General features: G+C 47.4%; 16 protein-coding genes. 3 read left to right on the top strand and 13 right to left on the bottom strand.

Annotated elements, in window-relative coordinates; genetic code table 11:
• Positions 1-549: 549 nt before the first annotated feature.
• On the bottom strand, positions 550-1461 hold the full coding sequence (locus tag NYR53_RS09785; protein ID WP_261304990.1) for a pyridoxamine 5'-phosphate oxidase family protein: 912 nt from the start codon (positions 1459-1461) through the stop codon (positions 550-552).
• Positions 1461-1901: a VOC family protein gene (locus tag NYR53_RS09780; RefSeq protein WP_261304989.1), complete on the bottom strand. Its 441-nt coding sequence runs from the start codon at positions 1899-1901 to the stop codon at positions 1461-1463. The genes NYR53_RS09785 and NYR53_RS09780 overlap by 1 nt, the downstream gene beginning before the upstream one ends.
• A gap of 131 nt (positions 1902-2032) precedes the next feature.
• Here NYR53_RS09780 and NYR53_RS09775 point away from each other — a divergent pair, with 131 nt between their 5' ends.
• The 3 genes from NYR53_RS09775 (at position 2033) to NYR53_RS09765 (ending at position 4249) form a co-directional block, all read left to right on the top strand.
• The gene (locus tag NYR53_RS09775) at positions 2033-2629 is read left to right on the top strand and encodes a CGNR zinc finger domain-containing protein (protein ID WP_261304988.1); all 597 of its coding nucleotides are present in this window, start codon (positions 2033-2035) and stop codon (positions 2627-2629) included.
• 407 nt (positions 2630-3036) lie between these two features.
• Positions 3037-3954 (top strand): LysR family transcriptional regulator, encoded by a 918-nt coding sequence (locus NYR53_RS09770; protein WP_261304987.1) that lies wholly within the window; start codon positions 3037-3039, stop codon positions 3952-3954.
• A gap of 151 nt (positions 3955-4105) precedes the next feature.
• Positions 4106-4249, top strand: coding sequence for a hypothetical protein (locus tag NYR53_RS09765; RefSeq protein WP_261304986.1), 144 nt, complete (start codon positions 4106-4108; stop codon positions 4247-4249).
• A 345-nt stretch (positions 4250-4594) separates the two neighbouring features.
• On the opposite strand, the gene NYR53_RS09760 is transcribed toward NYR53_RS09765, so the two are convergent.
• From NYR53_RS09760 to NYR53_RS09710, 11 genes are all read right to left on the bottom strand, one after another.
• Entirely contained in the window at positions 4595-6952 is a 2358-nt protein-coding gene (locus NYR53_RS09760; RefSeq protein ID WP_261304985.1) for a right-handed parallel beta-helix repeat-containing protein, read from the bottom strand.
• 127 nt (positions 6953-7079) lie between these two features.
• Positions 7080-8234: a family 43 glycosylhydrolase gene (locus tag NYR53_RS09755; protein WP_261304984.1), complete on the bottom strand. Its 1155-nt coding sequence runs from the start codon at positions 8232-8234 to the stop codon at positions 7080-7082.
• Positions 8235-8503: 269 nt separating this feature from the next.
• Entirely contained in the window at positions 8504-10882 is a 2379-nt protein-coding gene (locus NYR53_RS09750) for a glycoside hydrolase family 95 protein (RefSeq protein WP_261304983.1), read from the bottom strand.
• A gap of 53 nt (positions 10883-10935) precedes the next feature.
• Positions 10936-11859 carry a family 43 glycosylhydrolase gene (locus NYR53_RS09745; RefSeq protein WP_261304982.1) on the bottom strand — a complete coding sequence of 308 codons (924 nt, stop codon included), beginning with the start codon at positions 11857-11859 and terminating at the stop codon, positions 10936-10938.
• 46 nt (positions 11860-11905) lie between these two features.
• Complete coding sequence (locus tag NYR53_RS09740; protein WP_261304981.1) at positions 11906-13462, bottom strand: glycoside hydrolase family 43 protein; 1557 nt, start codon at positions 13460-13462, stop codon at positions 11906-11908.
• 193 nt (positions 13463-13655) lie between these two features.
• Positions 13656-17114: a discoidin domain-containing protein gene (locus NYR53_RS09735; protein WP_261304980.1), complete on the bottom strand. Its 3459-nt coding sequence runs from the start codon at positions 17112-17114 to the stop codon at positions 13656-13658.
• Between the two features lie 205 nt (positions 17115-17319).
• Positions 17320-18930: an extracellular solute-binding protein gene (locus NYR53_RS09730; RefSeq protein ID WP_261306313.1), complete on the bottom strand. Its 1611-nt coding sequence runs from the start codon at positions 18928-18930 to the stop codon at positions 17320-17322.
• Between the two features lie 71 nt (positions 18931-19001).
• Positions 19002-19874, bottom strand: coding sequence for a carbohydrate ABC transporter permease (locus NYR53_RS09725; RefSeq protein WP_261304979.1), 873 nt, complete (start codon positions 19872-19874; stop codon positions 19002-19004).
• Positions 19871-20833 carry an ABC transporter permease gene (locus tag NYR53_RS09720; RefSeq protein WP_261304978.1) on the bottom strand — a complete coding sequence of 321 codons (963 nt, stop codon included), beginning with the start codon at positions 20831-20833 and terminating at the stop codon, positions 19871-19873. The genes NYR53_RS09725 and NYR53_RS09720 overlap by 4 nt, the downstream gene beginning before the upstream one ends.
• Before the next feature lie 178 nt (positions 20834-21011).
• Positions 21012-22445, bottom strand: coding sequence for a response regulator (locus NYR53_RS09715; protein ID WP_261304977.1), 1434 nt, complete (start codon positions 22443-22445; stop codon positions 21012-21014).
• Positions 22438-24459 (bottom strand): sensor histidine kinase, encoded by a 2022-nt coding sequence (locus NYR53_RS09710; protein ID WP_261304976.1) that lies wholly within the window; start codon positions 24457-24459, stop codon positions 22438-22440. The genes NYR53_RS09715 and NYR53_RS09710 overlap by 8 nt, the downstream gene beginning before the upstream one ends.
• Positions 24460-24577 lie beyond the last annotated feature (118 nt).

The raw sequence follows: 24577 nt of genomic DNA, 5'->3' as shown, positions 1-24577 counted from the left end.
ATAAAGGAATGACGGTGGACATCCGAGACTTGCAGATTTATCTGGTTGTTGCAAACGAGGTGGGGTTGAGGAACTTGCACTCATCACAGGAGGACAATTGCCCTCAATTGATCGGCGTGAACAATTGCGAAATCTAACAATACTGGTATTTCGTGCTGGCTTTTACCCCGTTCGGTAGTTGAGAGAGACTTGCTTCAATATAACTTGCGATCTCAATAATCTCGGAATAGCTCTGCAATACATTGGCGCTTTTCATTCGCCGCAAAGATGCTTATGAAACTGCAGCTGATCGTTCTACTTCTCTTTTCGCTGATTGAAGCAGTTAATCCGGCCATTCCTTGCATTTATTTCAATAAAAAAAGAAACTGGAGCCTTTCTGGGGATTTCAAGAATGATAGCCTGAATGATCACGGACGGGATTCCTCCCCCTTTATAATGCGGGGATAGCCTAAAATTCATACAAATGTATTTAAAGTAAATGTAAGACTAAAACAAAAAGCTTCTCCTTCGTCGAGAAAGGGAGAGAAGCTTGTCGTCTTTCCTTATCGTTCATTCCTCCTGGGTTCTTGGGTTGGCGGGTGAAAACTGTGCCGAACTCCAGTTCAATGGCATCGCGTTCCTTGTCAAATGTCCACGTTCCAACCGAAACCGTATGAGACGCTCAGCGCCAGGGAGCGAAAATCTGCTCTTTGACACGTCCCATTCGACCTCGGCCGTACCCGTCAACTGCAAGAGGCTACCAGAATCGAAATCCATGAACAACAGCCCTGCCTGTGGATAGCCATTTAAGTTGCCCAACGTATTGAACATGGCATTCCCTGTATAATCGGGAAATACCAACGTTTTATCATTTTCTGTTTTTATGAATCCCGGCATGCCACCACGGTGCGATACATCCGCACCGTATTCTGGATGGTGGCTAGCGATAAAGCACGTGTCCGCATTTCTCACAATTGCCATGGCTTCATTAGGAAGCGAAATGAAACTGATGTTTGACTGTGCAAGTATAGTACCCTCTTCTTTTGGTGACCACATGCGTGCTTGAATGTATTTTGGACAATTAGCGTAAACCTGTTCCGTTGCGATTTCCAAACGCCCCCGGTCTACAGCGGTAATGATGCCGTTAGCACGCATTCGGCGTCTTCCGGCGAAGTCCATGGCGATAGTCGCGACGGGATAGCCTAAGCGAAGGCCGCAGGTAATCGGATCTGTTACCTCGGTATAGCCATCTAAAGCGATGCTTCGAGGATCCACGACCTTAACGAAGCCGGGGGCACCAAATAGAGCCGAAGCCCACACAGTTCCGTCGTCCTTCGGTGCGCCGATAATTAGAAAAGGCTGCTGCTCGAGAAAGATCTTCGCCACATCCGGAATGTCGGAACGAATCCCTCTGCTCCGTTCGGCGATATGCCTCAAACCCGCACGTTCTTGAACCTGAATTTCCCCGGGATGGTACGTCATCAGAAGAAACCGCAAGCTCTGCCGTGAGCCACGTTGTTCGTGTGCCCGCCTATTCCTTGGCGCACGCAAATTTCTAGCCGGATGCCGTCAGGATCCTCGAAGAAAATGCCTCCTGAATCCCCGCCTTCGGCATGAGCGGTTATGCCATTGTAGATGAACTTGACGCCGTGCTCCTTCAGCCTTGCTTCGTAAGCCTGAATGATTTCAACCGATTCTACTTCAAATGCCAAATGATGCAGACCGGGAGTCTGCTTGGAGAACGAGCCTTCACTTTGTTCCCATAAAGTTACCCGATTCACCTGATCATCGCCCAGAAAAGCGAATTTCCTGCCGGGTTCCTCCGATTTCATACGAAGCGTAAAGCCAAGCACCTCCTTATAAAACTGAATCGAACGGTCCAATTCTGTAACATTCAAACCGACATGTCCTAATACTAGCATCTCCATTCATCTCCTAACCATCAAAATAACGTTACAGGTATTATATTATCCTCAATATTATAATTTGTAAACATAGCCTTAGACGGTTATAATTTATTTGAATCCAAATCATTTAAAAGGAACTAAAAGTCATGGAGCAAACGAATTTTGTATTTATCGGCAATCATTTTGCCACAGATTTCGTGAATTCGCGCAAAAATGTCAAGGGGCAACGCACAGAATTACTGCATTCTTGGGAGGATCTCATGAAATGGCTGGATCGTTCCGGTAAGCGGGACGTTATTACGGGGGATCTTGAACAACTCCCGGCAGCTGAACGAATGAATCTATTTCAAAAGACCCTTGCCTTCCGCGGCAAGTTGGAGCAAGCCTTCATAACGATCGTTGAGGAACGAGCCGTCCCCGTTTTATTCATCGCTGATCTGAATGACGAGTTGTCTCGGTATCGCAGCTATTACCAGATCAAAGAGAAAGAAAATGGTATAACCACTAAACGTTTCTACGATATATCGCAGCTGCCCGCCTTGTTTTTGGAGGAGGCGGCGTTGTTCTTGACGACGTTCAAACCGGATAACCTGAAGAAATGCGAAAATCATAAATGTATTCTGTTTTTCTACGATACGAGCCGAAATCAACAACGACGCTGGTGCAGCATGGAAAGATGCGGCAACCGCGTGAAGGTCAACCAGCATTATCACCGTCATAAATCGGCAACCGAGGAAGCCTGACGCCCTTCTAAGAGGTTTTCATTCTTATGTGGACTAAGTATTACTGAAATTGCTCATCAAGTTCTTGCATGCACTACTCCGGATTGTTCTTGGCTACGATAGTCAATCGTACAGCCCCCGTTGGGACTTTCACCTTGAAGATAACTCCCATGCTGGGCTTACCACATAAAGAGCTAGGTAACAGACCTACTGTTTCCTAGCTCTTTATGTGGCCAAGTTATTCGTCCCCATTACAATGATGAACATAACAAATCCACCTTATCTTTGTTTTGGTGGAATCAAATTTTCGTATGTTTAGTTCATGCATCCTCCATGAGACAAAACCCCTTTATAGATTCATTGTACCCCCAAATATATATCGTGTATAATGAATTCAATCGATAATATACATTAAAATCTTCAATATCATGGACGGAGGAATGACGGTGGACATCCGAGACTTGCAGATTTTTTTGGCAGTTGCAAACGAGGGTAGCATTACCAGGGCAGCCGAGAAATTGGAATACGTTCAGTCGAGTATAAGTATCCGTATCCAGCAGCTCGAAAGTGAACTGAAAACAGAACTTTTCCGTCGTGGGCGGCAAGGGGTTCGACTCACAACATCCGGTGAGGCACTAAAGTCCTATGCTGAGAAAATTGTCTTTCTTACGCAAGAGGCGGAACGTGTCGTGGCAGACAACTCGATCCCAAGAGGGACACTTCGGATCGGATCGCTTGAAACGACAACAGCTATTCGGCTGCCATTTATTCTCACCGATTACCATAAGTCTTATCCAGAGGTCGATTTAACATTAAAAACCGGAACGACGGAAGAACTCATCCATTCAGTGTTAAAGTACGAATTGGATGGAGCTTTTGTAGCTGCGCCTGTTGAACACTCAGAGCTCGATATTATTGAGGTTGGGGTTGAGGAACTTGCACTCATCTCAGGAGGACAATTCCCCTCAATTGATCGGCCGGAACAATTGCGAAATCTAACTTTACTGGTATTTCGTGTTGGTTGTTCTTACCGTCGAAAACTCGAGGATTGGTTACATTTCAAAGGAATTATTCCTGCTAAAATCATGGAATTCGGAACATTGGAGGGAATCCTTGGATGTATTCACGCCGGCCTCGGGGTCTCCCTTTTACCCCGCTCAGTGGTTGAGAGAGCTTTGGTTCAATATAACTTGCGATCTCAAAAAATCTCGGAAGAGCTCTGCAAAACACCGACGCTTTTCATTCGCCGCAAAGATGCCTATGAAACTGTTGCTGTGTCAGAGTTCATCCAGATTGCTAAACGTAGGTTCCACCTGGTGGAATCCGCTTTTATTCAAGCAAAATAATCCTAAACGAGTCGAAAGATGCTTTGGTGTTGGATGGTACATGTCGGACAGGTCTCCCTTACCAGTTGTTTAAGGCTGGTCTAAGTGTTCGCGACCCTCGGTATGAAAGTGAAGTGCGAATGGGAAAATATGTTGGAATGAAGTGAAATGAATGCAGGTTTCCGAAAAAATAACGGGAACTCAGCTCGGACTCTTAATGATTACTTCTGTTGTGTCCACACTCATCTTATCCGGTCCCGGTGCGATGGTAGCACTTGCTAAGCAAAATGCTTGGTTTCATTATAGATTTTCCTAATAATTTCACTTCTTTAGAGAAGATACCCACTACTGAAAATCAATTAATAAATCCCCCGTTTGAATGATATCGCTAACCTCCCTCTTTCATTGAATAAAACAAGACACCACACCCAGGGTGCAATTTCGCAGCCTGGGTGTGGTGTCTTGTTGATTACAATTGCAAACACCTTGAAAGAAATTTATTTTCCATGAAAGATCTTTATTTTCCCTTTTCAAATGATGAAAGAAAATAAAGTTCGTTATTCAATATCAAGTGTTTATGTGGGGAAATGGGATATTCCAAAAAACAGTTTCCAGTGCCAAGTTCATTATGCGTATACGGCCCCTTCGTCATAATTTCCTTTTAGAGTAGTTTCACGCCTGTCATTTCTACTTCTCTCTGGCCACGAAATACCTTAACACGAAAGCTATTCCCTGAAGTGATCGTATTATACAACCCCAATAAATCGTCGACCGTATCCACCTTTTTCCCGTTCAGCTCCAAAATCACGTCCGCAACTTGGAAGCCTTGCTCCATTTGCCAACTGCCCCATGGCATTGTTTCAATGAGTACCCCTGTTTCCGCCGGCAATCCGGCAGCGGACACTTCCCCCATTCCAACGATGTTCTTTACTTTGCACTGCCCCCACCGGGTATGCTGCGGCAGACGGCCAGATTCGCTTGCCATGGTTCCAAGCTCAGGAAGCCTTGGCGTTCGCGCGATCCTTTTCAACTCCGGCTTTTGCACCCCGAATTGATCCATGGGGAAATTGCGGAAGCCTACGCCAAGAGCCGGCGAACCGTCACGCACCTTATAATTTCCAGTGGTAGGATCGACAAACAATGCATCGGAGATCAGCGAATGCACATCCGTACCGCTCTGTTCTTGTAACTGCGAAGCCGGTTTCGGCTCCAATCCGTCGGCCTCGTGAAGCAGATTCCAATCGCATAGTTGTCCCCAAGGTTTCGGTACCCGAATTGGAGCATATTCGGCAAGAACAATATTATGGCGAAAAATATCCCGGCTTCCCCGAAACCAGACATGAGGGTGGAAGGAATTATTCACCATGATGTTATTTTCACATATCCGGTAAAATCCCTCCCGCAGCTTAATCCCGCCGGCCAAACACAAATTGTCGTATATATGGTACCAGGTCGAGCCATCGTCAAGATCGATATCCCACCCATAATCGCAGCGCCATCTGTTATTCCGGAGGGTAATCGGTCTCACCATATCCAAAATGGGCAAAGTACTGATCTCCGATTCGCTGTCCGAATTGATTTGATCCATATCCACATCTTCCAGAAGCCAATATCGATCCCGTCCCCACGAGTTGAACGAACCATGATCGCCTGTCTCCAAAACGGTATCAAATACATCGCAGTGTTCAATCACATGACCGCCGAAGGTCCCTTCAGAAATATTAATCCCCGCTCTGGGCACCTCGTAAATGCTGCAATGACGTACCGTAATGTCCATCGCCATGGATATTTGTACGGGAGCGGACTGTTTTTCCACACGCCCAACTCGATAGATCAAACAATCCTCGACCAAAGCGCCCGCAGGATAATGGTTCGTTTTCGGCCCTGGCGTTTGATCGATGTCCTGAAGCTTCTGACGTTCATTAAATTCAAACAACGGACTGCGAACAGCCTCCGGATCACCGACGAAAGCGATTCCGCTCGCGCCTACATTCGAAATCCGACACCCCTTGATGATGGGGTTTCGATTATAACTGTCTACAAAGACGGCATTCCCTCCCAACTGTTCAAAGGTGCAATCCGCGATCGTACAATCCTCCGTACCGCGCAGCAACGCTGCTCCACCTCGGTACGTGGTCCAATCGCTGCGAAGAAGAGGCTCTTTGTTTTCCATAAAGGTTCTCGCCGCATGCTTAAACGTAAACCCTCTTAGCTGTATATGCCGAACTGGAGCATCCTCGCTGCCGACGAATTCAACCAAATGTGCGAGCCGAACTCCTTCGATTAATGCCTCATGCAAATTCGTTCCCGGATAAGGATATACATAAAGAGTCCCGTTCTTTTCGTTGTGAAACCATTCACCCGGAGCATCCAGTTCCTCGAAAATGTTTTCCACATAACGATAGTTGTCGTGCATGCCCATTTGCCGATTATTTTGCCAACCGCCTTCCAATATCAGTTGGTTGTTTTCATCTTTTCCCTTGATGAGGTAATGGTAGTCCCCCCATAAATGTTTATGCATGGCATGGACGTATCCGCCGGCCGGGCTGGCCCAGCGCCGCACGCGTTCCGCATGAATGCAATCTGCTGCATAACCATTCATGATCCGGATTTCTTCACAGTAATTCGGATATCTCGCCATATGCATTTGCCGACCGTTTACAAAAAGTTGATCCAACTGCAGCCCGTGCGGAACCTCCGCGTGCAGTATCCCTCCGTCATACGTTCTCCATTGAAGCTCCAGTTGCATGCCTCCGCTGATAACGACCTCCTCGCCGGGGACCGCCTCATAAATAACCGGAGCATCTTCCGCTCCGGAGTCCTCCGGTAAAAAACGCAGCGTATCCGGCAGGTAATGCGTGCCGCCAAATACTCGAACACGAACCTGCTTTCCCGCTTTAATGGCGGGCCGGGCCGCCATCTGTGCTCGCTGTAAAGTTGCGAAAGGCCGCTCTTTCGTGCCTTCCCCTCGATCATTTCCCTCAGTTGAGACGTAAATCCATTCCTCTGCTTGTTTCATCTGCAGCTCCCTTTCTCATTACCTTCTATAGGCATCGCCGGAAAACAAGCCCGAAATCAATTCGGACCTGCTTTTATCAATACTTATAAAGCTTATTTTTTGATTCGTCCGTAAGCTGTTTCGAGTTCTACCGTATGATCACTTTGGCACTTACCCGAAGACCGGACGGATCCGGCCTCCATCCCGGCTTACCAAAGTACGGCGTGCCGTCCGGCTTCCACAACAATCGTTGCACGCGCGTATGTCGATTGGGATCATACAGGGGGTCGCTATCGATTTCTTTATAGGGACGCGCATGATAAACGATAAGATCAGCGGAGCCATCCTCCGATACCGTGAAGCTGTTATGTCCTGGACCGTACTCGGAGGCGGCCTCGTTACTGACGAATACCGGCTCTTTTGATTTGGTCCATGAAGCGGGATCCAACAAATCGCTCGTATCGGCCGCCGTCAACAACCCCATACAATAACGGTCGTCCGTAGCGCTGGCGGAATAGGCCAAAAGTAGGCGTCCGTTCCTTTTCAGTATGGCTGGACCTTCATTCACGCGACCCCTTTGGACCTCCCAGTCATACATCGGTGACGAAAGCTTCACCGGTTGGCCTGAAATCGACCACGGTTTATCCATAGGGGCGATATAGAGACAGGAATCCTCAATGGCCTGGGCCCATACCAAGTATCTTCGCCCCTTATGCTCGAATATTGTCGCATCCAGAGAAAAACTATCTACCGGGAACTCGATTTTCCCTTTCTCCACCCAAGTCCCTGTAATGGGATTCTCATCTGCACACTCGAGCACATACGGACGGATGTCCCATTTGTTCTCAGCAGTTCCGGCAGCGAAGTAGATGTACCATTTTCCATCGAGCCTATGAATCTCTGGCGCCCAAATATGGTTGCCCATCTCCCCTACTTCGTGCTTAGTCCAGATGACTGTCTCCTCAGCGGTCGACAGACCGGTGAGGGTTTGGGAACGACGCAGCACCAATCTGTCATACTCCGGTACGGAACCGGTAAAATAATAAAAGCCGTCCGAATGCTTCAGTACGTAGGGGTCGGCACGATTTGGAATGAGCGGGTTCGGATAAACGTCCCCCTTCACTGTCCCTTCAGCAATGGCAACTCCTGGCTTCTCAAGGAACGAAGGATCGATAGGCTCCCAGCTGATTGGAAAACGTTCGACGATTCCTCCTTCCAGCTCGACCTCAACGAGCTGCGGCAAATTTAATGGTTCGCCGACCGCCATATCGATTTGCGGCTCCTTAACATTTACGATTTTCACGTTATTCCACACTCTCTTTGTCTCATATTCTGCTGAATTGCTGTATATAGAAAAATTCCGATTCCGGGCCTCTACTGGAATGGCTTGAGAATGACCTTCTTATTTCACTCTGAAAATAGTAATCGAATGTTTGGGAAAATCGTATAAAAACTGCAGCCATCTGCACTGAACTCCTTCTGTTTCGGCAGCACGCGCATTGGCGAAGCATATGTGTTTTCATCATTCGCGCATAGCCAGACATCTCGTGTACTTCAACGTTCAACGACATTTTATGCAAATCGAGATACGACATATCGCTTTCCGCTTTCAACATGGAACCCGATACTTCCGTCCCCCATATGAGAATAAGTAACTTCTTCGCCATCTTGCGTAATACTCACCTTCTGCTTGGCAAGCACTATGCAAGTCTGCGTTTTTGCAACAGCGATTTCTGCTTTTGAGAATACACCGTTTCTCCACTCTAAGTCGACTTCATAACCTCCCCGGCCCCGCAAGCCTTTCACATACCCGTCTTTCCAGGCATCAGGCAACGCCGGCAGGAGTTCCAGGTATCCTTGATGGGATTGCAGCAGCATTTCTGCGATTCCCGCTGTGACCGCGAAGTTTCCATCGATTTGGAAAGGAGGATGGGCGTCGAACAGATTGGCGTATACGCCGCCTCTTTCATTAATCGGTTCGTTCCCCTTAATGAGCGTCAACAAATTCGAGATTAACCGCTCAGCGCGGTTGCCGTCCTTGAATCTTGCCCATAGGCCGATTTTCCAGCCCAGACTCCAGCCCGTTCCCCCGTCTCCCCTTATTTCAAGCGATGTCTTCGCAGCTTGGAACAGGTCGGGAGCTGACTGCTCCGTAATCAGACGCCCCGGATAAACCCCGACAAGATGGGAGACGTGACGATGATGGACATCTTCCTCCTCGAAATCTTGGAACCATTCCTGCAATCGACCGTGCTTGCCGATTTGAAGCGGCAGCAGCTTTTGCTTCTTCTCTGCCAGTGTCCTTGCAAAATCCTCATCGATCGCAAGCAGCTCCGCAGACTTGATGCAGTTGTCAAAACATTCGCCGATCAGAGACAGATCCATGGTCGCCGACGCACTTACGGAATGGCACTTATCGCCAACACGGAATTTCAGTTCGGGAGAGGTGGACGGCGAAGTAATGAGATATCCGTCTTTGTCCTCTATAAGCCAATCCAAGCAGAATAATGCAGCTTCCTTCATAACGGGGTACGCCGTATCCCGCAAAAAGGCTTTGTCCCCGCCGAAGGCATAATGCTCCCATAAATGCTGGGTCAGCCATACGCCGCCCATCGGCCAGTACGCCCATACCGGGTCTCCATCACCATAATCGCCAACCGGCGCCGTCTGGGCCCACAAATCCGAATTATGGTGCGCCACCCATCCTCTAGCGCCATAATTCGTTTCAGCAGTCTCCTTTCCATTACATGCCAATCTGCGGATAAATTCAAACAACGGCTCATGCAATTCCGCCATATTGCAAGACTCTGCCGGCCAGTAGTTCATCTCGGCATTGATATTAAGCGTGTGGTTGCTGCTCCATGGCGCTCTCATTTCCTCATTCCAGATGCCTTGCAGATTGGCAGGCTGGGTTCCCGGGCGGGAGCTTGCAATCATCAGGTACCGGCCATAATGGAACAAGAGCTCCACCAGCCCCGGATCGCTGCTGCCATATTCAGCAATTCGCCGATCGGTCGGCATATCGGAGGGAGCTTTGGACTCTCCCAAAGACAAGCCAACTCTGTCAAACAGCTTGCGATGATCGTCAAGATGCCGGTTTCGAATCTCCTCATACGTCATACCGCTAACAGCCTGGATCGCATCCGTTGTGATTTTCCGCAGATCGTGTTCGGAATGGCTTGCGCCCATGCTTGCGTCAAAGGAGGTGGCTGCGCTGAAAAACAAGGTCGCGCTGGTCGCTCCAACAACGTGCAAGCCGTCTGCATTAACCTTCATCGTCCCGCCTTCATGCACCACAGCCAATCCGCCGTGGAACTTCAAGGCTTTTGATGACTCAGGCGCGCCGTAAACAATGGGATTTTCCGAGTTGTAGTAGCTGGGCCATACTTGCTCAGGAGCTGTACCGGATATCATATATTGTTTTTGATCGGCATCAAAGGACGATGCATAATGAATGGGACTGTCCAGCCAGGCCCGAAAATCGAGCATCCCTTCCTTGCTCGACGTCAGACGTACAACAATGGATTGATCGGGATAAGAAGCAAATGTTTCTCGGGTATACTGAACGCCGCCAACGTTATAGGTAACTGTCACGATGCCGGTTGACAGATCAAGCTTCCGGATGTATTGGTGGTTCACATCGCCATGATGCATCACGAAACGCAAGTCTCCGAAAGGCAAATAGGATTGCGTATAGGGACCCATCATTTCCTTGCAGAGACGATCCGCTTCCTCATATTTCGCTTGGGAAATAAGCTCTCTCACCTTCGGCAACACTTCTTTGGCCCCCGGATTATTCCAATCTTTAGGGTGACCGGACCAAAGCGTGTCCTCATTCAATGCAATGCGTTCTTTCTCAACTCCGCCAAATATCATCGCGCCAAGTCTTCCGTTTCCAACGGGAAGGGCTTCCGTCCAATAAACGGCGGGGGACTGAAATTGTATTTTCATGTTGATTTCCTTTTCTTCTATTATTAAGACTTTCTTTATTGAAAGCGGCCCTATCATTCTTCCGCTCTTAGATTTAATTCGAACTCCTTGTCACGGTCACAGATCAGCACACCGTCCACAACTTCCAGCTTGGCAACCTGAATGGACGAGCGACGCGTTTCATAGCCCGAATCTTCATTATGCCCATGAACACGGCCCGGATGAGTGAAATAAAAGATATACCCCTCCTCTCCTTGTACGATCACATCTGCGTGCAGGCCGATCGTCCCGTCATCCTCACGCTTGCCAGGTTGGTCGAGAATGAGGCCGTTTCGTTCCCACGTCTCAAGATCATTCGAGCGGTACGCACCCAGCCCGTGCCACTCATCCACGATCATCCAATAGTAGCCGCCCAAGCGAAACACGTTCGGTCCTTCCTGGGAACGCTCGGTAATGACCGGACCCGTAACCTCCCAGTGGTAGAGATCGCTGCTGTCTGCTGCATACATATGAGAGTGGTGGCCCTCATCCTTGTACCACATCCGGAAGCGGCCGTCCGGCAACGGGTAGACGCAAGCATCTATGACATTTCCCGAGCTCAAGCCGAGCTTGGAAACTAAGTGCCATTCCAGCAAATTCGGGCTGGTATAATGCAGCATGTCCCTCGGATGCCCCCAATGATCAGGTACTCCCTGAATATAACTGACGTACATGTGATACAATCCGTCGTGCCAGATGATTTCCGGCGCCCAGAACGTATTTCTTCCCCATTCAAAATCCAGCCCCTGAAGTACACCACGATAAACCCACTCCTTGCCGCCGTCGCGGGAAACCGCCACGCCGAGGTCGGTTCCGTGAACCCACGCCACACTTGTTCCCTGTGCGGTCGCACGGCGGTTCGTATAAATCATCCACCATTCCTTGGTCAGACGATTCCAAATGATGACAGGATCTGCCGCTCCATCATAGATGGGATCCCTAAACAATGGCGATTTCATTCCTTCTCCACTCCCACTATTAAGTCTGTTCAAACGTCATGTGTACTTACCTTCCTGCAACCTCATGAATAAATTGGTCCACATCGATATAACCCTGTTCACTCTCGCAGTTATAGCTGTATAACCCGATCCGGTCTCCCCTATAATTCCCCCACCCTAGCTGATAAGCGTCGCCAAAGCTTGTGAAATGGTCCCCATCGACGCTGTATTCGAACCTGTTGATTCCGTCTATGTTCCAAACAGACCTTAACCAAAGGGTGCTTCCTGATAATTCCAGGCCCCACTCCAACGTTCCCGAATGATTAAACTTCAGAACCCTTTTCCCATTCTGTTGGTGGACGCCAATCGTGCAATAGGTTTGTGCAAAATGGCAAAGCCCCGCTTGTTGCCCGTCTGCCATGCCGCTGATGTCTATTTTAACGGTTGCCTCATTGTGAACCGTTCTAAACGCTCTTTGCGAAAGGATGTTGCATACGGTAAAAAAATCGTCCTTCTCGATGGGTTGGCATGCCCATAGACGCAAATAACCGGGCCGGGCCGTTAACGACCATTTGTCGGCTCTCGGCTGATGGTTCCATTCCCATAACGGTTCAAGCACCGTCCGGTCAAAATCGTCATTCATAGAAAGAACCGTCACGGGATGTCCGTTTATGGGCTTACTGCCTCCCCATACCATCTCTCCGATTCCGTCGCCGTCCGTATCGTTGCCGATGATCGGCCATCCGTCCACCCACGTTACGGGCAGCAAGTGAAGCGTCCTCCCTTCGAAATACCCGCCGGTTCCTTGATGCGAAATGAAATACCACTCCCCGGAAACGGTATCGACAAGTCCACCTTGATTCGGCTCCCGGTCTACCTCCATGCCGTGAGTATGGATAATTTCCTTCTCTTCATAGGGCCCGTATATATGTTCGGACCTTAACATCATGACGACTCTGACTTCAACGCCTTCCTCGCGACGGACCTCACTGTGAAAAAAATAGTAATACCCATTTATTTTATAGAGCTTATTGGCTTCGCTCCCTTTGTACTGATGAATAATCTTATCGCTGTCATGCAATAGTTCTTTGCCGTCTTCGCTTAGTTTAAATACATGGATATTATAGTTATCGGCAAAATTAGTGGCAACGAAGTAGCCTTGTCCGTCATCGTCCCAAAACGGACAGCAGTCATCCCAGCCGCTAACCGCCCAAACTTGATGAAGCGGCTCCCAAGGTCCCGCCGGATCGGCAGCCGTGCTCATAAACAATCCTTCATCGGGCGTGAAAAAATAGACCCAATATTTATCTTTGTGGAATCGGATCGCGCCCGCCCAGACTCCTCTGCCATAGCGGTTCATCCGATTGTAGTTATATTCAGGGCCGATGCTAGTCAAATCATTTACAACATGCCCGATCATTCGCCAATTAACAAGATCTTTGGAATGCAATACCGCCATCCCCGGTGAGCAATGCAGAGTTGAGGAAATACCGTAATAATTATCTCCGACTCGAATTACATCCGGATCGCTAAAATCCCCCGGCAAGACAGGATTAACATAGGTGCCATCCCCCTGATCTCCCCAAGCTCCCTTCTTCGATAAGAGATTGTAGTTATCTTCCATAAATAATCGTCCTTTCCGAATCCATGACGGAAAGTCCGGAACACGCCGTTCGTGTTCCGGACCCCCGCTAGTTCATTCACTGTCACTGCAATCGCGATAGACCAGTCGCATTAGCGTTTCGCAGCTTGATCAATTTCCTACCATGAAAAAAATTGCAAACTCTTTACCGCTGAAGCAACTGAAATATTCTAAATTAATTTGCTTTGCTGATCTGCCACTGCAGATTGTTGCTGGTGATATCCGACCACTCCGTGACGTTGGATCCTTCCGTGCCGCTGCCTCCGTTCAACACCTTTCCGTCCGTATGATTCTTGATCTTGTAGTAACCGTTGCCCAGATCGGTGATCTGCCACTGCAGATTGTTGCTGGTGATATCCGACCACTCCGTGACATTGGACCCGTTCGTGCCGCCACCTCCGTTCAACACCAGTCCGTCCGTACGATTCTTGATTTTGAAGTAACCGTTGCCCAGATCGGTGATCTGCCATTGCGAATTGGTGCTGGTTGTATTCGACGTCTCCGTGACATTGGACCCGTTCGAGCCGCCTCCTCCGCTCATTGCCAAACCGTCCGTATGGTTCTTGAAGGTGTAGTAGGCATTGGGATCAAAGATGTTATTGTTAGGATTAAAGGCATCGACAAGCATATACGTACCCGTTTTTTTGACAACTTTTATCGTATGCGTCCCGCTTGCCAGACCCGTAATGCTGTATACCAATTGCTGCGCCAATCTGGTCGAACTGCTGCAATCCACTGTCGTCTGGTAAACCCCGTCGATGTAAATATCCACTTGGCCCTGATCGCTGTTCTTTTCAGTAATATAATCGACTCCTCTTCCCGTAAATGTGTATTCGGCCGAGGCATTGTTCGTCGTCGTATAGTGAACATCATCCTGATGATCGCCTAAACTTCTGCCACCGGAGTAGCTCCAGCTGCCGTTGTAAACAATGTTGGAGTCTGTATCGTTCACATAAGTATTGGGGAATCCAAACACCTTGAACTCGTTGATGCTCGCATTAGCACCGCTTGGCAAACCGGTCGAGGTAACACGGACATAACGGGCGGTGCCGGTAAAGTACTGGTTGTAGACCTGGGCATTGCTGAGATTGACAGTCCGGTCAATCACTGTCGTCCAATTAATATTATCCGTTGAGGTTTCAATCTTATACAAATAGATGGAACTAGGCTGTTGCCACATCACCTGGATACCATTGGTGATATTCATGGTTGTGCCAAGGTCTACCATCCACCAGTGGCCAGTACTTCCGTCATTCGCCGTCCAGTTGGTTGTCATATTGCCGTCGTTACCATTGCTGGCCGGATTCGTTGTCTGGGAGCTATCGCTGCTTGAGGCCTTGTTCAATGCTAGGTTCGTTGGATCTCCAAATATTTTGAAATCGTAGATACTGGCATTCGCACCGCTTGGCAATCCAGTCACGGTAATACGGACATACCGGGCGATACCGGTAAAGTAATCGTTTTGAACCTGGTCCGTGCTGGAATTGGCCGTCTTGTCAATGACGGTAGTCCAGTTGGTATTATCCGTTGATTTTTCAATCTTGTATTGATATACGCCGCTCTTCTCCCACGCCACCTGGGTACCATTGGTGATATTCATGCTTGCTCCAAGGTCTACCGTCAACGAATGGCCGGTATTGGCATCATTCGCAATCCAGCGGGTTGCAGCATTGCCGTCTGCCCCGAAGGAGGCTGGATTGGATGACTGCGAGCTATCGCTACTTGCAGTCTTGTTCAACGCAAGATTGGCTTGATCTCCAAACACCTTGAAATCGTAGAAGCTGGCATTCGCACCGCTTGGCAGTCCGGTCACGGTAATACGGACATAACGAGCGGTATCGTAGAAGACATCGGATTGAACCTGATCCGTGCTAGTATTCGAAGTTTTGTCGACCTTTAATTTCCAGTTGGTATTGTCATTTGAGGTTTCAATCTTGTATTGATATCCGCCGCCTGCGTTCTGCCACTTTACCTGAGTTCCGTGGGTGATATTCTTGCTGGAGCCAAGGTCTACCGTCCACGAATGACCGGTATTTCCATCATTCGCAGACCAGCGGGTCGTCGTATCGTTACTGTCGTTTCCGCTGGAAGCCGGATTGCCTGCCTGCGAGCTATCCGCGCTGGCGGTCCGATTCAAGGCCAGATTGATTGGAGTATAATGCGGAATCGGTGTCGTTGACGGCGGAGTACCGCCGGAAGTGATGAAATTAATGTTGTTGGCATAGTTGCCGATTGTAATATTCCCGGCACTGGCAGACAAAACCGGAGTCCCGTTTACGGTCAAATTTTCAAATGTAACGTTCTGAGTCAATTGAGTGGAGCTAGTGCCGTAAATTTGGTTCGCGTTGGTATTCGTGCCGTTATAGGAGATATTCTTGAAGTAGACGTTATTGATTCCACGCCCCACTGCAAGGCCGTAACCCGGATTTTTAAAAGTAATGACATCGATGAACTTATTTACAACGGCGTCGTCTATCCGAATATCCGTGAAATTGGCATCGGAGATCAGACTGCCATCGCTGGCGGTGAAGGAAATGGCTAATGGTAAACCGGCAGCTGCCGTGTTGTACGTCAAGATGTCCAGATTCGAAAAGTTGAGTGTATCAATGTTATCGCCACCACCTTCAGCACCCGGATTGCCATGGGTTCCGATATTGATCGGATGGGCTTTTCCCGGCATGAGAATCGAGTTGGTGACACTGATATTGGACGAATTTCCTGAGTATCCGAAACGAGAAGCGTATACAGCAATAGAATCATCACCTGAGCGAACAAATACGTCATTGATAGAAACATTCGTAGAGCAGAAATTATCGATACCATCGGTCCATTTCAGGTAAGCCATTAATTTCACATTATTTACGGTGACGTTGGTGGAATTTCCAATTTGAATACCGGCATTGAATCTGTTGAGGATGACACCGTCAAGAGTGACATTGTTGGCAAAACTGAGATAAACGGCGGCATCTGGTGAGCTTTCAATAACACCGCGCCCGATAACCTTGGCATTCGTGGCATTGTTTAGATTCACACCGCCTCTGACGACCGCTCCGCCGGCAATGTAAAGCGTCTGACCGCTAGAGAGGTTGTAAGTCTGATTATAAACACCGGGACCCAGGTAAATGACATTGGGATCAGTAGGACTTGGAGGATTCACTTCTACCGGGTTGGCAAAAATCATCAGATCATTGTCCACATTGCCGTTCACATCAAAGACAAGCTTCTGAGGACCGGAAATACTAAAGGTCATGGTATTGCCGCTGATGGCAGGAGTAATACCAAGGTTGTTAGGCTTGACGGTAGCCGTTGTTACCGTTCCGGCATTATAGGTCACAGATAGATCTACTGGACCATCGGTATCGAAGTAAACAAATGAGGCAAAAGTAGCTCTGTTCGGCGCACCGATCCTCGTTTGATACTCGTCCAGATCCTGCCAAGTGCCACCCGGCACACGCACTTTTACGGTAAAGTCAGTGGACAATGTGGTACCCGAGGGGGCCGGATAGGTCTTCAAAGTAGTAGCCGCTTGAACATTTGTCGGGAAAATTGGGATGAAAGATACTAACATCGCCATCAACAAAAATAACGCATTAAACCTTTTTTTACTTCTGATCAAAAACAGACCTTTAAACATTTCTTTCACTCCTTCTTTTTTCAAAAATTAGCAATCCTACTCAATCTTAGTTATCCTAAGCTAAACTTTGTTAATCCCCCCCTCTCACAGGTTTAACTCGGAGATGCTTGAATACGAAACTTGACACGAAGGAAGCTTCGCAAACATGGTATCTATAAGTTCGGAAGCTTCCCTGCGTCACCGCTTTGTCATTGAAATTTAATTATTACTTAATGTTTCTCTTGGCTGCCTCATCGTTCACTTCTTTAATCGCTTCTTGCACGCCTTTGGCATCATATCCCTTGACGATTTCTTTCCACTGTGCAACCGGGTCGTCTTTGCTCAAGATCACTTTCACGACGTCATCCATGATATTGGAGTTCAGCCCGCCCAGTTTATTTTTGGCCGGTGTCGACATCAGGAAGATATCAAAGTTGACGGGCACTGGCGTATACTCTTTTGCACGGTTTTTGTTCGTATCGATTTGAACCTTTTGAAGTGCCGCTACATCTGGTTTGTTTGACAGAACGGTTTGACCGCGATAAAAGCTGTTGCCCCATGCCCCAACCCAACCGATACCCCATGTGGCCGGGTATTTGTCGCCAAGATTTTCGCCTTCTTTGAGCAGAGAAACGAACTGCCCGTTATCTACTTTATAATCGATGTTCTCAATTCCATTATCCCTGAGGATCTGGAACTTCTCTGACACCAGGTAATCCATCAAGCGAAGCGCCCGATCAAACTTTTCGTCGCTCAGAGAGCCCGGGAAAAACGTCTCGGACCAATAAGGAGTTAAATTGAAATAATAGTGTTTGCCGTCGGCTGCCGGCCACATATCCAGATAACTCACTGCCTTGGAAGGCTCTACACCCGGATTTGCTTTTTTGAATTGATCTACGTTAGCGTCAGTAACATTTTCAAGCCCGTACAGCGCAAAGCTTTGACCCGACAGGAACTTGTTTACACCATCGCCGTCTTTTTGAATAGCGAAGTCTTTGTCCAGGATACTGTCAGCATAGAGCGACCGAAGCTGCCCAATGCCGGTATAGGTTTTGGGGGACGTGAAGGCCGGAATCCACTTGCCATCTTCTTTCACCCAGCTGTTGGGAACTTCAAATTCAGGGAAGCTTCCAAGAAATTGGGTCAGGAGATAGTCTTTATTGTTAACCGACAAGCCGGCAATGCCGGGATGCTGTTTCATGACGGCCTTGGTCATGGCTGCGAAATCCTCAAAGCTCTTGGGCGCTGACGTAAAGCCGGCTTGCTCCGCCCAATCCTTCCGGTAACGGATCGGCCGTGTAAATGTGATAGGTGTGTCATCACCGCTGTTGCGTGGAATCATGTAGAATTTCCCATCCACTTTGAGCGGTTGTACGGCCGGCGTCGACATGAGCTTCTTCAAATTCGGATATGCACTCAGATCATCAGGGAGCGCCTTGATGACACCTTGCTTCGCCCATGTTGTGTACAATGCGGTATTGTCCGTAGCGATCGGGTTGGCGAACATGTCAGGAAGCTGATTGGACGCAGCCCAAACCTTCACTTTTTCCGTCCAGTCGTTCCAGGTAACCTGTACGGGCTTGATAGTAATGTTGAATTTCTTGGCGATGTCGTTATAGATCGCATCGTTTTTTGCATTAGGCTTATCAAAGCTCGTCTGGATGTCCCAGGCTGCAATACTGAGCTCCAATTGCTTGTCCATTGCCTTTGCATCTGACTTCTGTGGCGTAGTGCTCGGGGATGTGGTTGACTTGCTCTCCCCATTACCGCAGGCGGATAGCACCATCCCTGCAAGCAGAAGCAGCGCCGAGGATACTAGTACTCTTTGTTTGAACATCTTCACTCTGAAAACCCTCCTTGTTTTTTTGAAACTCAAGATATCTATAATAAAGGCCGAAGCCATTATTATCACTCCTTCACAGAACCGATCATGACTCCCGCATTGAAGTGTTTCTGTACAAATGGATAAACCATTACTATGGGAAGGGCGGAGACGATGATCATCGCTGACTTCACTGCTTCTGGGTAAACGTTTGGCATTTGTGCGGCTAGCTGTTGACCTATCGCGCTATTCATCGAATGACTCATATTGGTTATCGTGTCTCTTAATACAAGCTGCAAGGGATGCAAGTTCGCATCGTTGATAAACAACATCGGGAGCCACCATTCATTCCAACGATCAACCGCATAAAACAAGGTCATAGTCGCCATGATCGGCAACGAAACGGGCATGACGATGCGGATGAGGATACTCAGATCGTTGGCCCCGTCAATCTTGGCCGACTCTTCAAGAGCAGGGCTAATGGTTCCAAAGAAATTCTTCATCAGGATTAGGTTGAAGGCGTTTACAGCGACCGGTAATACCATGACAAGCAAATTATTCTGCAAGTGCAGGGCTTGAATCGTCAAATAATAGGGAATAAGACCGCCTGAAAAAAACATCGTAAAGATGATGCAAGTAAGGATCACGTTTCGGCCTGGCATCGAATTCTTGGATAACGCGTAAGCGCCTGTCGTCGTTACTACCAAATTCACCAATGTGCCTAACACGGTCACGATGACCGATATAAGCAAACCATTGACCACCTTGCCTTCATGAAAAATATACCGATACGAAGAGAGATCAATGGATCTCGGAAACAACGTGACTCCTCCGGCTTTCCAGTCTAATATGGTAGAGAAGGACAGAACGAGCGTTTGATAAAATGGGAATACAGCCGCGATCGCGCACAGCCCCAGGATGATCGCGACCAGCGCATTGGAAACTGATAACCGTTTCAATAGAGGCCCCCCTCCTTCATAACATGTTTCACAAAAAGGTTTGATCCGAAAAGCAACAAGCAACTGATGACGGATTTCAGTAAACCAACCGTAGTGGAATAGCCGAACCCCGTTGCGTCTACAAAAGCGCTGCGATACACGTAGGTATCGAGAATATCGGCGCGTTCATAAACGGCTGGGTTATACAAATTGAAGATCTGGTCGAATCCGCCATTCATAATACCGCCGACTGCCAGAATAAGTAGAATAGCTGCCGTGGTACGAATCACCGGCCATGTAATCGCCTTCATTTGCTGATAACGGTTTGCGCCGTCTATGGCCGCCGCCTCATAAAGCTCGGGATTGATACCGGCGATGGCTGCCAGATAAATAATGGAGGACCAGCCTGCTTCTTTCCATATGTTCGACGTGAACAGCAGCGCCAGAAAACTTCCGTCGTGGATCAGGATCGTATTTTTCCCCCACCCGAATAGCTGCAGGATCTGATTGAGCACGCCCTGATCGCTCAGGATACTCGTTATGATTCCGCTTAACACAACCCAGCTAATGAAATGCGGAAATGTAAATACGGTTTGATAGATTCGCTTCAATCTTCTGTGTCGCATTTCATTCAGCAGGATCGCCAATACGATGGGAATCGGAAATTCGATAAGCAAACGCCCGAAGCTGATAAACAAGGTGTTGTTGAACGCATGCAGGAATTTCGGATCGCCCAGCACATCCCGAAAGTTTTGAAAGTTATTCCATGGACTGTTCATGATGCCCAGAGAATAATTGAAATCCTTAAAAGCCAAGATCACGCCGTACATTGGCACATACGCGAAGATCAGAAAGAACAGCACCGTAGGGAATACCATCAAGTAGAAGTACTTATGCTTGATAACCTCCTGCCATCGGCGACGGTTGACCTCTGCCCCCAAACGCTTGCTGTATTTCGTGTGACTTACTGTGTTTTGCATCTCTATCGCCTCCTTATCTCGTCTATAACTTTAGTATAGAGGAAGCGCTTTCTCAGGGGTATGTCATTCAGCAAGGGTTTTGTTTACTTACAAACAACTTTTTTCGATTATGAGTCGAATTATGACGAAAATCTAACTCAGGAACAAGTTCCAGGTAATAGAAAAGAAAAAAACTCCTTTATTCAGGAGTCGAAAAGGATCCGTTCTGGTTTCGATAAGTTTTGGGTGAAATGCCCATCGTTTTTTTGAACAATTTACTGAAAGAAAAATAATCCTTACATCCTACCTGATCTGCAATTTCGTAGATCGGAATGGAGCTTGACCTGAGTAGCACGGAAGCGCGGTTCATTCGCAGACCGGTTAAGTATTCGATAAAGGTTTTATCCAGTTCCTTTCGGAATAATTGCGAGATATATTTGGGGTGAAAGTTGAATTGGTTACTCAAGCCTAGAATAGTAATGTCCTCGCTGAAGTGATCGTTGATGTATTTCAGCATGGCAGAGAATGTATTACTGCGTCCGTGCTGCATGAAAACATGCTGATATTCGGTCCGCTCCTCCAGGAACAAATGTTTCAGATAATGAATCATATCCCGGACATCTTTAAACTGATCTGCCAATTGTTCGATCGAAATGAGGTATAAATCGTCCAATTCCCTGCTCATTCGGCATAATTGCGATATGCAATCGTTATACAACAACAAGGCATGCCGGATATTAAGAAGACCGCTCTGAAACATCGATAACAGGGGATCCAACTGTTCCGCTAATGCCGCCTGATTGTTTCCTTCAGTCAACACAATAAAAGCAGACTTCAAATCATTCGTTTTCCATGAGCCTTCCCATGTGTACGTTTCGGCTAAAGTGAAATATTGATAGGCTTGATGCTCTGCATCCTGGATAGCCTGCGCAATTCCCTCCGGTCCGACTCCCTTTTTGCTGAACCCGATTCCCTTCAAGAAATCACGGCTCTCGGAAGATAAGCCGGACATGAATACAGCCGCATCTCTGTCCGACATCACGTAAATAAACTTGCGGTAACCGACACGCACCGTCAGGCAAGGTGTTTTTTCATGGATCGGCAGCCTCTCCCTTCTTACTGTTAGCATAATGCGCAAGTCATCTTTACCGGACCCGACTATTCCCGCCAAAGCCAACTCATGCCGCAATCTTGTGATCGCCTCTGGCGTTCCGCTTTCGATCAAATCAAGGATTTCCCCTTCAGGCAGCAGACGACGGGCGTCCAATTCCCGTTTGAGTTTTTTCAAATACCCCATGATTTCCATCTCGTCGAAAGGTTTCAGGCAATAACCGGATATGCCGTTCTGGATCGCTTTCTGAACGAGGGCAAATTCCGCCAGACCGCTCACGACTACAAATTTGGCGGATATACCGGCGTCGTCCAATCGTTTTTTTAGTTCTAGCCCGTTCATTCCAGGCATCTTGATATCGGAAAAAATCACATCAGGATGAAGTTGTTTTACGGCTTCCATGGCCTCCTCCCCACTTAGTGCATATCCGATAACCTCATAACCGCATTCCGTCCAATCCACTGTAGCCTTCAGGCTATCTATAACCAATTCCTCATCGTCCACAATTAAAACTTTATACATGACCTTCACCCCTGACTGGAATTGTAAGCGAGACTGTTGTTCCGCATAAGAGACTGCTTGTCATCCTGATTCCGTATGGATCTCCGAAGTTGATGCGGATTCTGTCATGAACATTCGCCAGTCCGATGCCGGATTTGGAATCACTATCATAGTCATCAGTTTCAGATCTTCGTTCAATCGATTGATTAATCTCCTTTAATTTTCCCGAACTTATTCCTGTACCGTTATCTTCTACGGAGAGATGCAGGTTCTCCCCGTGCCTATTTCCTTTAATGACCAATAATCCGGTTCGTTCGAGCGGCTCAATACCATGTTTGATGGCGTTCTCCACGATGGGTTGAAGGATCATTTTTGGGACAAGACATCCAAGGCATTCCGTGCGAATGTCATATTCCACTTGTAATCGATTCCCAAACCGGATTTGATGAATGAAGATATAGTTTTTAATAATGCTCAATTCTTCTTCCAGCGAAATCATATCGGGTCCCTTGATACTGTAACGAAAAAACAAGGAGAGCGCTTTTGTAAGTTCGAATATTTGTGAAGAATTCTGTCTCACAGCAAGCCCTTTAATCGATTCCAGCGTATTGTATAAAAAATGGGGGTTGATTTGGCTTTGCAAAAAGCTGAGTTCCGCTCTCCGTTTAATCAATTCCGTCTCGTAGAGGACACGCTTGCTTTCCAGCAAATGATCCGTCAACTTCTCAATTTCCGCCAACATTTCATTGAAACGAGAAGCCATAATAATCATTTCTGCATAACCATCTACTGCGATTCGTTTGCTGAGATGTTTTTTTTCACCGAGACTGATTTCTCCCATCAGCCTCATAAATTTCTTCACAGGCTGAAGAATGTTATTGCTTACGATGAGAAGCGGAATGACCATCAGAACGAGTGCGATGGCTACCATGATAAGCTGCTGTTGACGGATATCGTTAAGACCATGGAGGAGCACACGATTCGGCATGGCAATAACAATTTCACCGTCCATATCCGGAATAGCTTCTCTCTGAATCATATATTGACGGTTATAATTCAACAATTTATCTTTTGGAATCGGCTCTCCCAGGTTACTTGAATCATCATTCGTATAAAAGAGGCTTCCGTTGCGATCAGCCATATAGATTAAGGCACCCTCGGGTAAATTGATAGGGTTGCCGTCGCCGAAGAGCAGTCGATTGTCCATTATCAAAAGCAGAGTTCCAAGTTCACTTCTGCCGGCCTCAAAATCAGTTGTTGAATAGATAGGTGCTCCCGCCACCAATACCGCTGTTTTAGCATTAGATAAATCAATCATTTTATGCCCCAAAAAATAGGACAAGTTATTTCTCGGAATCTCCCGGGAAATTGCTGCGAGTTCATCTTTATTGGCCAGGAGGTTGAATACGGCGCCGTTTTTTTCAACCAATACAATATCCAGAATAGCCTTTTTCATTTTCCTCATATCTGACAAATAAGCTTTTAACTGGTTGTACATTTCAAACTTTTGGGCTGGATTTGTCTCAGAAGAAAAATTTTGTACGGTTTGTTTGTTGTAGGCAATCGTTTCCATAATTGTTTTAATATCATTACTATTCGAGGAAATGGACTGGTTCAGTTGCGAAATAACACCTTTGATGTAATCGCTGTTATTCTTCTTTACGACATTGACGGCACGGTAATAATTCACAGACATGATCGAAATCATAACCATAACAATTAATAAACCCAGTAAAGATAACTGCAACATGATGGGAAGTTTTTTCAAATAGGATAGTTTCATGTGACATGTCCTTTCTGGATTTCGAAACATTTGTAAAGGTGCGTCAAACCAGCCAAGAAACGCAAAATCATCCACCAAAAAAAACGATGAAGCGATTCCCATAAGCCCAGTTGAAAGCGGAAATAAGGTAACCAAGTTATTACTTCCGGCCAAATACCCGGATTCCGTGACGGAAAGATGGGCTTGTGATTGCACCAATGGAAGTACGGAAATGTATGAAAAACGTCCGATCCCCATTGCAATGATGAGCATACCAAAGTCCACCTATCATGGTCTTGGTGGATTCAAACATTTTCGTATGTTTAGTTCCTGCATTCTCCATGAGATAATCCCCATTCTAAATTCATTGTATCTCTCCGTTGATCTCGTG

It is taken from the genome of Paenibacillus andongensis (assembly GCF_025369935.1).
In the GTDB taxonomy this organism is placed as follows: Bacteria; Bacillota; Bacilli; order Paenibacillales; family NBRC-103111; genus Paenibacillus_E; species Paenibacillus_E andongensis.
This window is presented reverse-complemented; position numbering and strand designations above follow the sequence as displayed.